14 protein-coding genes are annotated in these 12484 nt (G+C 42.9%); all 14 read left to right on the top strand.

Annotated elements, in window-relative coordinates:
* Positions 1-365: 365 nt before the first annotated feature.
* The 14 genes from CS921_RS09850 (at position 366) to gorA (ending at position 12455) form a co-directional block, all read left to right on the top strand.
* Entirely contained in the window at positions 366-824 is a 459-nt protein-coding gene (locus CS921_RS09850) for a hypothetical protein (RefSeq protein WP_099223388.1), read from the top strand.
* A gap of 85 nt (positions 825-909) precedes the next feature.
* The gene (locus CS921_RS09845) at positions 910-1878 is read left to right on the top strand and encodes a tyrosine-protein phosphatase (protein WP_099223386.1); all 969 of its coding nucleotides are present in this window, start codon (positions 910-912) and stop codon (positions 1876-1878) included.
* A 416-nt stretch (positions 1879-2294) separates the two neighbouring features.
* Entirely contained in the window at positions 2295-2570 is a 276-nt protein-coding gene (locus CS921_RS09840; protein WP_003720260.1) for an HU family DNA-binding protein, read from the top strand.
* A 319-nt stretch (positions 2571-2889) separates the two neighbouring features.
* Entirely contained in the window at positions 2890-3186 is a 297-nt protein-coding gene (locus CS921_RS09835) for an NfeD family protein (RefSeq protein ID WP_099223384.1), read from the top strand.
* Positions 3187-4128, top strand: coding sequence for a flotillin-like protein FloA (gene floA, locus CS921_RS09830; protein ID WP_099223382.1), 942 nt, complete (start codon positions 3187-3189; stop codon positions 4126-4128).
* Positions 4129-4147: 19 nt separating this feature from the next.
* The gene (locus CS921_RS09825) at positions 4148-4639 is read left to right on the top strand and encodes a hypothetical protein (RefSeq protein ID WP_099223380.1); all 492 of its coding nucleotides are present in this window, start codon (positions 4148-4150) and stop codon (positions 4637-4639) included.
* Between the two features lie 231 nt (positions 4640-4870).
* Positions 4871-5674, top strand: a complete 804-nt coding sequence (locus CS921_RS09820) for a DUF2653 family protein (protein WP_099223378.1) — start codon at positions 4871-4873, stop codon at positions 5672-5674.
* 126 nt (positions 5675-5800) lie between these two features.
* Complete coding sequence (locus CS921_RS09815) at positions 5801-6178, top strand: OsmC family protein (protein WP_099223376.1); 378 nt, start codon at positions 5801-5803, stop codon at positions 6176-6178.
* A 292-nt stretch (positions 6179-6470) separates the two neighbouring features.
* Positions 6471-7568: a Glu/Leu/Phe/Val dehydrogenase dimerization domain-containing protein gene (locus tag CS921_RS09810; protein ID WP_099223374.1), complete on the top strand. Its 1098-nt coding sequence runs from the start codon at positions 6471-6473 to the stop codon at positions 7566-7568.
* Between the two features lie 92 nt (positions 7569-7660).
* Positions 7661-7897 carry a hypothetical protein gene (locus CS921_RS09805; RefSeq protein ID WP_099223372.1) on the top strand — a complete coding sequence of 79 codons (237 nt, stop codon included), beginning with the start codon at positions 7661-7663 and terminating at the stop codon, positions 7895-7897.
* Between the two features lie 17 nt (positions 7898-7914).
* On the top strand, positions 7915-8592 hold the full coding sequence (locus tag CS921_RS09800; protein ID WP_099223370.1) for a YdeI/OmpD-associated family protein: 678 nt from the start codon (positions 7915-7917) through the stop codon (positions 8590-8592).
* A 188-nt stretch (positions 8593-8780) separates the two neighbouring features.
* Positions 8781-9278 (top strand): dual specificity protein phosphatase family protein, encoded by a 498-nt coding sequence (locus tag CS921_RS09795; protein WP_099223368.1) that lies wholly within the window; start codon positions 8781-8783, stop codon positions 9276-9278.
* A gap of 205 nt (positions 9279-9483) precedes the next feature.
* Entirely contained in the window at positions 9484-10983 is a 1500-nt protein-coding gene (gene yjeM / locus CS921_RS09790; RefSeq protein ID WP_099223366.1) for a glutamate/gamma-aminobutyrate family transporter YjeM, read from the top strand.
* A 122-nt stretch (positions 10984-11105) separates the two neighbouring features.
* Positions 11106-12455 (top strand): glutathione-disulfide reductase, encoded by a 1350-nt coding sequence (gorA, locus tag CS921_RS09785; protein ID WP_099223364.1) that lies wholly within the window; start codon positions 11106-11108, stop codon positions 12453-12455.
* The last annotated feature ends 29 nt before the right edge of the window (positions 12456-12484 follow it).

Here is a 12484-nt window from a genome sequence, read left to right as displayed (position 1 = left end):
CATCTATTATCATGCTTTCTACAATATTATAAGAAGAAGCTTTTGAATCATGGTTTTGAGATTTGTTTTGGGTAGAGAAACATTTTGTAGATATGGAGATGTGTTTGCTTCTTGTTTTCAATGAGGGGATGATTACTTCTTTATCTAAAAATTGGGGACTTTATTTTGATACGCATTATGACTATGCCATTCTTGGGATAACAGCATAAACCGTTTTGCCAGAAGTCTCTTATGAGATGCCCAATCTTCCGTTTGAAACTTTTGCCAAGGACTATTTTGTTTCAGAATCGCAAAAATTTGAGCAAGCTTTTCTACGTGATTTTAAAACCAATTATCATTTCTAAAATTATGGAAGGGGCAACATATTGATCTATTTAAAAGGACTAACTACTGCGTATGCTTATGATCAAAAAGGAAAATATTTACAGGAAATTCATCGAGATATTAAAAAAATCACGGATAAATTAAGAGAAGACTATGATTTCTATCAATTTTATGTAGCGCATCAAAAAAATGCAAAAGCGAATCTATCCGTTTGTCTGGCAAAAGGGAAATGGAGGATGACCTTTGCCCATTTCTTTAAAATAGAGGTGGATCATTTTGAAGAGGCTTCGAGTTTTGGATACTATGTTTTGATTAGAAAAGGACGTGATTTTAATCAAAAAATAAAACAAGCACATCTTGATCAAATGTCTCATCCAAAAAATTTACAAGCGCAGTTACTCACTGTTTTTCCAATAATTATAATGCTATCAGATTCCAGCACTTTACACGCCTATTCCATGAATATTGCCAATCTATCCTTTATCGATGGCTGTTCTTAAAATATAATCAAATCATTCTCAGAATTTGGGCATTCTCAGCCAGCGTGTTAAAATAAATGGGATGACAAAACAAGGAGGCAACGGAATGAAGATAACAAGAGAGAATGATCATTTCCAATTGAGCTGGGAAGATGAACTTTTTCAAGGGACAGTGACAATCTATCAATCTAGCCAGGCTGATTGCCATGAAAAAACCAAATTGGCTGCATTTCCAGCGGAGCAAAAGAAAGCCCAATTGCCGCTTGCAGATGCGCCTGTCTATTTCCTTTTACAAGATGAGGCGGGGCTGAAAAAAACAGTAGCAGAGCGCATTCTTCCTTTCCAAGGGACATTCAATTTTCGGGATATGGGCGGCTATGAAAATGAAGCTGGACGCCGTGTCAAATGGGGGAAATTGTTTCGCTCCGGTAGCCTGGCTGGCATCACGGCTGCAGATGGGAAGCTGATTCGGGATTTGGACATTCACTGGATTTGTGATTTGCGTAGCTCGTCAGAAATTGCAGCACAGCCAACGCCTGAGATTCCTGGCGTCCATAACCAGCATATTCCAATCGGGACAGCCAAAAATGAAACGCCTGATATTGATTTGGGAGACAAGACGATTTATGAGCCGCTAATGGGCGAAAGTTATCGTGTTTTTGCCGGCTCAACGGATGGTTTTAAGCAGATTTTTGAGGAGCTTTTAGATCAGACGGAAAATGGTGTGCCGTTTCTATTTCACTGTACGGCTGGTAAAGACAGGACCGGCGTGCTGGGGGCCTTGCTTCTTAAAATTTTAGATGTGCCTGATGAGACAATTTTTGCTGATTACGCGCTCACTAATTTATATGCGGATGAAATTTTGCAGGAGATGGGTGGCCTTGCTAAAATGTTTGGTGCAGATAATGTGACGCTGGAAGATTTTCGTCCGATGGCTGAAGCGCGTCCGGCATATCTCAAAGTGGCTTTTTCGGAAATGGAGAAAAATTACGGTTCTGTAGAGGCATATTTGGAAAAAGGTGTCGGAATTACGCCCGAGATGAAGCAAAAATTGCAAGCGCTCCTACTCGATTGATATAGGCGGCAAAACCTAGATTTTTCAGGCAATAAGCTGATTTTTCTCATTTTAAATATGAAAAAAGAACCATTTTGCAATATTTTAATGGTTTTGCTTGCTATTATAGGGCTTCGCGGTTAGTATTAGGTGTAACAGATTGATACGACAGGCTTTCCCAGCAAAACTGCCTGGAAAGCTTAGAGAGAAAAATGTTAAAAATCCGTGTCAATTTTGGGTAAATCCTTGCAGTTCTAGGGATTATATGATAATCTTTTATCAGAATTACTGGTAAGGCTAGTTATATAGCCATTCTTGAGTTAATTCATCTAAGATTTTCCTAAAGGCATCTCGGTGATTTTGGGAAAAGATGAATCCGATTAATCATTAAGACCTGATTATTTTGGATTATTCTTTAGAAGGAGGTGAAAAACATAATGGCAAACAAAACTGATTTAGTAAACAGCGTAGCAGAATTAGCAGATCTTTCTAAAAAAGACGCTGCAAAAGCTGTAGAAGCTGTATTCGAAACAATCCAAACTTCTTTATCTAAAGGTGAAAAAGTTCAATTGATTGGCTTTGGTAACTTTGAAGTTCGTGAACGTGCTGCTCGTAAAGGCCGCAACCCACGTACAAAAGAAGAAATCGACATTCCAGCAAGTAAAGTACCTGCTTTCAAACCTGGTAAAGCGCTTAAAGAAGCTGTTAAATAATTACATAGACTTTAAGCCAACCCTGTCCGTTTTGGACGGGGTTTTTTTATATTTTTTCATTTTCCTTACAAAATACATCGCTGGACTGATAATAAATACTTTTCCAGTCTATTACAAATGAACGTTAGGTAAGGTATAATTGATCTTGTTATAGTGAGTGTCAGACCTACATATTTTAGCGGAAATCCATCCTGAAAGGGGCGAAACAAAAGAAGAAATAAAAATTTGAATTTTTTGCCTAGAAATAATTGTCAACCAGCTCGTTTTCCTGTATGGTTAAAGTATCAAGTATTACGGCCTTTTAAAGGAAGGTGACATTATGGCACGTGATTTTAATGAAGATGATCTGGTCTATGGGGACTCTTGGGGGCTTGTGCACCGAGGCGTACTTGAAGACCGCGAGATCGAGCGAATGAAAGCGCTACGCGATAAGGTATATGGAAAAGTCGGTGTGGCCATTACAACGCTCAAGCCGATCGGGCGTGTGGAAATTGATGGGGAAGTTTATGAAGCACGGCTGAACAATGGTTATTTAGACGTTCACACACACATAAAAGCAGTAGGCGTGGATGTCGGGTATGTGTTAGTCAATGAATATAAGAAAGAAGGGAATTAAATGTATATCGGACCAATTATTATTCTTGCGATCGTTGTGATCGTCTTAATTATTTTCTTTACGCTAGTACCAGTGGGGCTATGGATCAGTGCGATTTCAGCGCGGGTACCCGTAGGACTTGGCACGTTGATCGGGATGCGCTTACGGCGTGTTGTTCCGTCTCGTGTCGTTAAACCGCTGATCAAGGCAGTAAAAGCGGGCTTGGAACTGGAAGTCAATCAACTTGAAAGCCACTATCTAGCAGGCGGGGATGTTGATAATACGGTGGATGCGCTGATTGCTGCACACCGCGCCAACATTGAATTAGATTTTAGCCGTGCTGCTGCGATTGACTTGGCTGGTCGTGACGTTCTTGAAGCCGTTCAAACATCCGTTAAACCGAAAGTCATTCGGACACCGGAATTCACCGGGGTAGCTAAAAATGGGGTTGAAGTAAAAGTTATTACGCAAATTACCGTACAATCCAACATTGAACGAATCATCGGGGGGGCCGGCGAAGATACTGTTATTGCGCGTGTCGGTGAAGCCGTTGTTTCGACAGTTGGGGAAACACATGAGCATACAGACGTTTTGGAAAATCCAAACAGTATTTCTAAAAAAGTGCAGGAGCAAGGTCTTGGCGATGGGACAGCCTATACGATTTTGTCGATCGATATTGCGGAAATGCGTATTGGTGATAATATCAAGGCAAAACTCGATATTGAAAAAGCCAATGCCGATATGGAAGTGGCTCAAGCAGCAGCATCCAAACGGAAAGCAGAAGCGATTGCACTCGAACAGGTAAACCGTGCAGCCGTTGTTGCCGCAGAAGCAGAGGTGCCGCGTGCACTTGCTCGTGCGCTGGAAGAAGGCAATCTAGGCGTGATGGATCATTACAAGATGGAAAATGTTCAAGCAGATACCACCATGCGCGAATCGATTGCTAAAGAAGATCTTGAGTAACGGAAAGTAGGTGACCGCGTTGGATTCTAACTTGCCAGATTATCTGATGAATAACTGGGAGGCTATTCTGCCGATTGCTGTGGCCATTATCGGGTTTATTATTTCAGCCTACAATAAGTCACTGAAGGAAGCGGAGAAAAAGCAAAAATCGGCACCCGTTAAAAAGCAGAAACAAGGATTTGCTGAAAAAATGGTGGCAGCTGCCCAAAAAGCACAGGAATACCCAATGACAAAGGCAAAAGGCGAACCGCGGCAAAAAGCAAAACCGCATCCATCAAAAAGAGCTGCATCGGCTGGTCAGGATGTCAGTTTGACTGAGATCAATCGTCAGGCGAAGCGAGAGGCCTATCAGGAAATGAAGCGGCTTAAAAAAGAAGCTTCCGTGACGGCGGATTTTGATTACAGGAAACGCCGCCAACAGGTTCAAAAGAAGAAGCGGATTCGAGGGAAGCTTCAACAGGCTGTCATCATGAAGGAAGTACTCGACAAGCCGGTTTCACTTCGCAAGTAGCATTAGTTGCACCAAGCTGATAATTGTAGTATGATACGTTTAAACCAATAACGTCGCTCACATAAGGGGAGTAGCTGAGTAATCATGTCGTCAGTACGGGTATTCACCCCGGCATGGTTCGCAATTTTTGATAATTGTTTGCAAGACCTTACGTTTATTTTTCGATAAGCGTGAGGTCTTTTCTTTTTTTGGAAAGTGACGATTGGAAGTTTTACATATAGGAGGAAAACAGTGAAAAAAATTCTAGTCTTTTTAGTGGCGTTCGGGTTGTTTTTTTCGCCCCTAGGTACGACCGCTATCAACCAGGTTTTGCCAACAAAATATGAGCAAGTCAGCCATGCAGATGCAAAAAGTTACCGTTCTCCGTCTCGGTCGTTTAAAAGCGGACATAACGGCGTTAACCGTTCCAACGTGACGCCAAGCAAAAAATCAACAAGTGGGACAACTTCCAAGTCTAAAGGTATGACGGGCGGTCGTGGCCTGATGGGCGGCTTGATGCTCGGCGGACTTGCTGGACTCCTGTTCGGCGGCGCGCTTAGCAGTATGGGCGCATTTGGTGAAATCCTCGGTCTCTTGATCAATCTGTTTGCGATTTTTGTCATTATCCGTCTTGTCATGATGCTGTTTAGAAAACGCAAACCACAACAAGCCGCTGCTACTGGTGGCTATCAACAAACGAGTGCCAATCAAAATCAGCAGAATTCAATGTTTCAAAGTCAGGCAGCTGAAAGTACAACGACAGCAGATACGGGGACGGTTTTTGATGAAGGAAATATCTCCAATGCTGTAATTGCCTTCTTTACCAATGAGAAGGGAATGTCGCTCGATGATGTGGAAGTCATTTTGACATATCATGATGAGGCTGGTTTTGGCGCAGATGTGATGCAAAATGGCACGCTACTGCAAAGTCTCGACCATTTTTCACTAATTCAGGCGATTCGTTACTGGGCAGAGCATTTTGCTGGAATGGATGCCAATATGGGATTGAAGCTTTATTTTTCAGAAGCAGATGGCGTTTATGCCGTTGCAACCTGATTTTTGGAAAGGACGGACACTTTTTGTGAGCCGTCTTTTTTATTCTCAAGTTTCTTCGTTTGACAAGGCAGGCACTCATTCCTTATAATCTTAGTATTATAGTCGGAATTAAAAGGGGGAATTGACATGAAATTAATTAAACAAGGAAAGAAAATGGAGTTGCTGCATCCTGCTGGTAACTGGACGCTTTTGAAAGAGGAGGGCTTTTCGCCGATCCAAATCACGGCAGCGGCAGTAGGGGCATGCAGTGGTTATGTCTACCAGTCGCTTCTTGAGAAAAAACGCGTGCCAGTGGAAGAACTCGCGGTCGAAGTAGATTACCAGCAGGATCAGGAGCAGCCTGTCCATGTATTAACGAGTATTGATGTGCATTTTACGCTTAAGGTGGCAGAAGAAGATCGGAAAAAAGCAGAAAGTGTATTGAAATTCGTCAAAGAGGCTTGTCCAGTGGCTCAAAGCATTAACCCGAATGTTGTGATCACAGAATCGGTCACGTTTCAATAAAAACACAGACATGCTGCCTGTAGAAATACGGGCGGCCTGTCTTTTTTTGTATAATCAGCTTTCTGATAATTTTCAAATAACAAATGGTTCTATTACTGGCTAACTAAATCAAAAGTCCTTTCAATTATGGAAACGCATACATTTGGAAGAGGTAGAAAAGACTACTGTTTAGCTGAAAAGTATGAAATATGATTCAAATAGTCAAAAATTTTTCCTTTTATTGTCAAAATCCGTATAATAAAATTTGTAAGCACTTACAATTTTGTTTAAACGGTTGAAGGGGGTTTTTGGAATGATATTTGAAGCAATGCAAAAAGAAGGATTTGAACAGGTGGTTTTTTGCCATGACGAGGCTTCGGGGCTAAAGGCGATTATTGCGATTCATGATACGACTTTGGGACCGGCGCTTGGCGGATGCCGGATGTGGCCGTATGAAAGTGAGGAAGAAGCGCTGGTGGATGTTTTGCGGCTGGCGAAAGGGATGACCTATAAGAATGCAGCGGCTGGATTGAATCTTGGCGGCGGGAAAACGGTGATTATTGGCGATCCGAAAAAGGATAAAAGTGAGGCGATGTTTCGGGCGCTGGGGCGTTATGTGGAAAGTCTGAATGGTCGCTATATCATTGCGGAAGATGTGGGGACAACGGTGCAGGATATGGATGCCATTCATGAGGAAACCGACTATGTGACGGGTATTTCTGAAAGCTTTGGGGCATCTGGGAACCCAAGTCCGATGACGGCTCGTGGTGTCTATGTTTCCATGAAACGGAGCGCCAAGGAAGTGTACGGAAATGATTCGCTCAGTGGCAAAACGGTGGCAGTGCAAGGCTGTGGCAATGTGGCTTATGCCTTATCCGAACTGCTCTATCAAGAAGGAGCCAAACTGATTGTGACGGATATTCACAAGGAGGCCTTGGAGCGTGCCGTTCGACAATTTAGTGCGGAGGCAGTAAAGCCGGAAGAGATTTATCGGGTGGAGGCGGACATTTTTGCGCCTTGTGCACTTGGTGGGATTTTGAATGATCAAACCATTCCGCAGCTGAAAGTCAAAATTGTTTGTGGAAGCGCGAATAATCAGCTACTCGAAACGGAGAAGCATGGACAACTTTTACAAGAAAAAGGGATTTTATATGCACCGGATTATATCGTCAATTCGGGTGGCGTGATCAATGTGGCAGACGAGTTAAAATGCTATCATCCTGAACGGGCCATGAAAAAGATCGATGAAATCTATGAGCAGATTGGCAAAGTTTTTGAGATCGCCCGACACGAAAAGATTATTCCAGCGCTTGCTGCCGACCACTTAGCAGAGAAGCGGATGAAGGCGATGCTACATGTTAGAAGTACTTTTCTGGCGAAGGAACATTCTCTTTTAACAAGACGCGTATAAAAGTGAAAGGCAAAGTAGGTAAAAAATTTGCGTCCGTTATCAAAAGAAACTATACTTAATGGCAGTACACCACTGAAAGGGGTCTGACAAAAATGAATGACGGACAAAAACAATTTTTTCAATTTATTATGGAGCGAACAGAGTCAAGTAACGAAGCGGCGATGAAAGAGCTGCTTGAAAATGCATTTGAACAGCAAAAAAACGGTACTTTTGAGCAGAAAGATATGATGGCGATGGTGCCGAAAATGGTGGCCTTTTTGCGGGAAGATGCACGTGAAGAAGTAATGGCGATCGTAAAAGAGTACGGCAGTCAGCATGTCGATAAATAATGAAAGGCAGTGATTAAATGGCCAAAACGATCATTGAAAAACTGAATCTTTTAAAATATGAAGAGAAGGCCGTATTGAACCAACCGGATGATTTGACAGCATTTGATGGTTTGGGCAAAGTCGATCATGCTCTTTCGGCGGCGGTTGAATACGATTTAATCATTGCTTTTTGCTTCTCACTTTCCGAGATGAAGGCATTCGTGGATCAGGTGATCAATGAGAAACGGCTGTCAGCAAATGGCTATCTGTTTTTTGCCTATCCGAAAAAAGGGAACAAGCGCTATGCGACATATATTCATCGAGATCAACTTTTTGAAGGGATTGGAGCAGATCAGGAAACGGGTTATATTGAAAATAGTGATCTGAAATTTTCTCGTATGGTCGGTCTGGATGAAGTATTTACGATGGTTGGACTGAAACGCGATGCAAAGGGGAAAAATAAAAAAAGCACTGCAAACAGTGGTCGTGTAGATGACTATCTGGAAAAAATCCCGGAAGTCGAAGCCATCTTAGCTAGAAATCCCAAAGCACTTGCCTTCTATCAGTCGCTAACAAAAGGGTATCAAAAAGATTGGGCTCGCTATATCTATAGTGCCAAGCAAGAGAGCACTCGTTTGAAACGGCAGGAAGAAATGATTCGGTTGCTTGGGGAAGAATATAAAACAATCACACATTATCGGCAAAGTAAGTCATGACGTCCATCTAAATATGGGCGTTTTTTTAAACGGATTGGAGGAGGCAAGAGACAGTTTTTGGAGTACTGGATTTGGGGGCGGGCATGCTACAAAAAATAGAAGGGCTTCCGGCAGTTTGTTAGGGAACGACGTATCACTATGTTAAAATGAAAGGGAACAAGCCACTGCAGTAAAAGGGGATGAGGCGTTTGGCGAATTATATCAATAAGGAGAAACGGCAGATTGATTTTGATCCGATGAAACTCTCTATACTGGCTCTTCCGGAAGTGATGGCGGTCAACTACCGACCGGTGAGTGAGCGGGCTCTTTTGATCAGGATTGCAGATGTCGGCACTTCTTTTATGCCGCTGAAAGATCCTCTGCGTTATCAGGCGATTTTGGAAATCCATTTTAATGATATCAACGAAACGGATGACTACTGGGGACTGAGTGAAAAAGAAAAGGAAGAAATGAAGCTTTTTAATCCGAAGCATCGGGCATTGATTTATGCGTTTATTGAGGAGCATCCCGATTTTGAGCAGATTGTGGTCCATTGCAAAGCGGGCATTAGTCGCAGCAGCGCGGTGGCTATGGGAATAGCCGAACATTATCAGTTGGATGAGGCCCTAGAAAAATTAAAAATGATCAAGCGCTATCTGCCCAATCCGCGTGTTTTGACTGTCATGCGCGGTGTTAAATATCAATAATTATCATTATTTAGGCGAGTTTCTTTGTAAAAAAAGACTCGTTTTTTTGTTGAAGTAGTTAGATAAATCTGATTGATAAGATTAGGCATTATTTTTAAATTTATCAATAAAAAAGGATTTCCTTGAAAAAGTGGTATAATTTGTTTGAACTTTATCAAAGTCATTGTACACCTGAAAAACTTTAACAGAGAAAGGACTAAAAAAAATGTCAAATGAAGTTAAAAAAATGGGACTCATCAGCTTGATTCTCATGATCTTTACTTCTGTATTTGGTTTTGCCAACGGGCCGGTAGGTTTCTATCTGATGGGCTACAGTGCCATCCCTTGGTACATTTTAGCTGCGATTTTCTTCTTTATTCCATTCGCGCTAATGATGGCTGAATACGGATCTGCGTATCGACATGAGCAAGGCGGAATTTATTCATGGATGAATGATAGTGTAGGGCCGCGTTACGCGTTTATCGTAACGTTCATGTGGTTTACTTCCTATGTTATCTGGATGGTTAGTACCTCTTCCAAGGTATGGATTCCTTTCTCCACATTTATTTTTGGAACTGATAGAACACAGGAGTGGTCACTTTTCGGACTATCTTCTACACAAACGATCGGTATTCTAGGGATCTTGTGGATGGTTATTGTAACACTTGTTGCAGCCAAAGGGTTGAAACAAATCACAAAAGTAACAACGGTTGGTGGTATCGCCGTGATGGGGCTAAACGTCGTGCTTATTTTGACGAGCTTGATCATTTTAATTTTGAATGGCGGTCAATTTGCACAGGAAATCAATGGTGTAGATGCATTTATTACATCGCCCAACCCGGCTTACTTAAGTCCGCTGGCAGTCTTCTCGTTTGTCGTGTTTGCGATCTTTGCTTATGGGGGGACAGAGGCCGTTGCTGGGCTTGTTGACCAAACAGAAAATCCGAAAAAAACCTTTCCAAAAGGGATTTTGATTGCGGCAGTTGTTATTTCAGTTGGTTATGCACTTGCTATTTTGCTATGGGGCGTTAGTGCGAACTGGCAAGACGTTCTTAGCGGAGACACAACCAATATGGGGAACATTACATATGTGTTAATGTACAATCTGGGGCTTGAATTCGGGCATGCAATTGGTGTTTCGGCAGCAGTGGCAACTGAGATTGCCATCTGGTTTGCACGTATCACGGGCCTTTCAATGTTCCTTGCTTATACAGGTGCATTCTTCACATTGATTTATTCACCACTGAAAGCCTTGATTCAAGGTACACCAAAAGAAATCTGGCCGAAGAAATTGACGAAAATCAACAAAGCAGGTATGCCGGAAACCGCTATGTGGATCCAGTGCTTGCTCGTTTGTCTGATCGTTTTCCTTGTTTCTTTCGGGGGAAGCACAGCATCTGCTTTCTACAACAAACTGACACTGATGGCAAATGTTTCGATGACGCTACCATATGTATTTCTTGGTTTGGCGTTCCCATTCTTCAAAAATCGCGAAGGCTTGGAAAGACCGTTTGTTGCCTTCAAGAGTAAGGGATTCGCTTACCTTGTCACTTTTGTCGTTGTTGCAGTTGTAGGTTTTGCCAATGTCTTCACGATTATTCAACCAGCCATTGAAGGAGCAATGAGTGATACAATCTGGATGGTAGCTGGTCCAGTATTCTTTGCTATTTTGGCTTTTGGTATTTACGAAAACTATGCGATGCGTCAGAAGAAGAACAAACTTTAATCAAACTATATGAGCAGGTGTCCTTTGCGGGCATCTGTTTTTTTGTGCAGTCCTAGAAATTGTTTTTTGGGCGAGAAATGCAGTAAACTGGAGTTATGGAATTTGATTGGGAGGTATGAAAAGTGGGAAAACATTATGATTATATCGCAATCGGTGGAGGAAGCGGCGGGATTGCTTCAATCAATCGAGCTGGCATGCACGGGAAAAAGTGTGCGCTTATCGAACCGGTACAGCTTGGCGGGACTTGTGTGAATGTTGGCTGTGTGCCCAAAAAAGTCATGTGGTACGGAGCGGAAATTAAAGAAGGCATTGAGAAATATGGTCCTGATTATGGGCTTTCTTCCGAGATTTCGTTTGATTTTGGCAAACTAGTAGAAAATCGGCAGGCATATATCGATCGCTTGCACGGCATTTATGCGAAGGGACTTGCTAGTAATCATGTGGACGTCATTAATGGTTATGCCAAATTTGTCGATGCACATACAGTCGAAGTGGCAGGTGAAACCTATACCGCTGAGCATATCCTGATTGCAACGGGTGGTCGTCCAACCATTCCAGCGATTGAAGGGGCAGAATACGGAATCGATTCCAATGGCTTTTTCGCGTTGAAAGAACTGCCAAAAAGTGTGGCGGTGGTTGGCGCAGGTTACATTGCGGTTGAACTGGCCGGGATTTTGCATGCTTATGGAACTGAGACGCATTTATTTGTTCGCAAACACGCGCCACTCCGTCATTTTGACCCGCTGATCAGTGAGACGCTTTCTGATATCATGACAGAGGATGGGATCATGCTACATACGCATGCGGTACCAAAAGCCGTGCGAAAAAATGAAGATGGCACGCTGACGCTGGAGCTTGAAGATGGTCGTGCGCAGACTGTCGAAACGCTTATTTGGGCGATTGGGCGCACACCGGTGACAGATACATTAGCCATTGAAAATGCGGGCGTCGAGCTGGATGAAAAGGGCTATGTGGCGGTGGATAAATATCAAAACACCAATGTGCCGGGCATATATGCAGTGGGAGATGTTACCGGACATGTGGAACTGACGCCAGTTGCGATTGCTGCAGGTCGCCGCTTGTCAGAACGGCTTTTCAATGGCAAAACAGATGAGCATTTAGATTACCGATTAATCCCAACGGTCGTTTTCAGTCATCCGCCGATCGGTACAATTGGACTGACAGAGCCGCAAGCAGTGGAGGAGTATGGCGAAGCGGCAGTAAAAGTCTACCAGTCATCTTTTACATCGATGTACACAGTGATGACCGCCCACCGACAGCCATGCAAGATGAAACTGATCTGTGTTGGAAAGGAAGAAAAGATTGTCGGGCTTCATGGAATTGGCACCGGCATGGACGAACTGCTGCAAGGCTTTGCCGTGGCGATCAAGATGGGGGCGACAAAAGCCGATTTTGATCAGACGGTTGCGATTCACCCAACCAGTGCGGAGGAATTTGTTACGATGCGTTAGTTCTTTTATTTTCAGCTCAAAACGTTTAC

The organism is Listeria costaricensis, assembly GCF_900183385.1.
In the GTDB taxonomy this organism is placed as follows: domain Bacteria; phylum Bacillota; class Bacilli; order Lactobacillales; family Listeriaceae; genus Listeria; species Listeria costaricensis.
The sequence above is the reverse complement of the archived record's forward strand: the minus strand, read 5'-3'. Positions and strand labels throughout refer to the sequence as shown.

Coding starts and splice junctions, on each gene's coding strand:
- CS921_RS09815 (WP_099223376.1), top strand. CDS start 5,801: ATGAAATTAATTAAACAAGGAAAGAAAATGGAGTTGCTGCATCCTGCT.
- CS921_RS09810 (WP_099223374.1), top strand. CDS start 6,471: ATGATATTTGAAGCAATGCAAAAAGAAGGATTTGAACAGGTGGTTTTT.
- CS921_RS09835 (WP_099223384.1), top strand. CDS start 2,890: ATGGCACGTGATTTTAATGAAGATGATCTGGTCTATGGGGACTCTTGG.
- CS921_RS09845 (WP_099223386.1), top strand. CDS start 910: ATGAAGATAACAAGAGAGAATGATCATTTCCAATTGAGCTGGGAAGAT.
- CS921_RS09800 (WP_099223370.1), top strand. CDS start 7,915: ATGGCCAAAACGATCATTGAAAAACTGAATCTTTTAAAATATGAAGAG.
- floA (WP_099223382.1), top strand. CDS start 3,187: ATGTATATCGGACCAATTATTATTCTTGCGATCGTTGTGATCGTCTTA.
- CS921_RS09805 (WP_099223372.1), top strand. CDS start 7,661: ATGAATGACGGACAAAAACAATTTTTTCAATTTATTATGGAGCGAACA.
- yjeM (WP_099223366.1), top strand. CDS start 9,484: ATGTCAAATGAAGTTAAAAAAATGGGACTCATCAGCTTGATTCTCATG.
- CS921_RS09840 (WP_003720260.1), top strand. CDS start 2,295: ATGGCAAACAAAACTGATTTAGTAAACAGCGTAGCAGAATTAGCAGAT.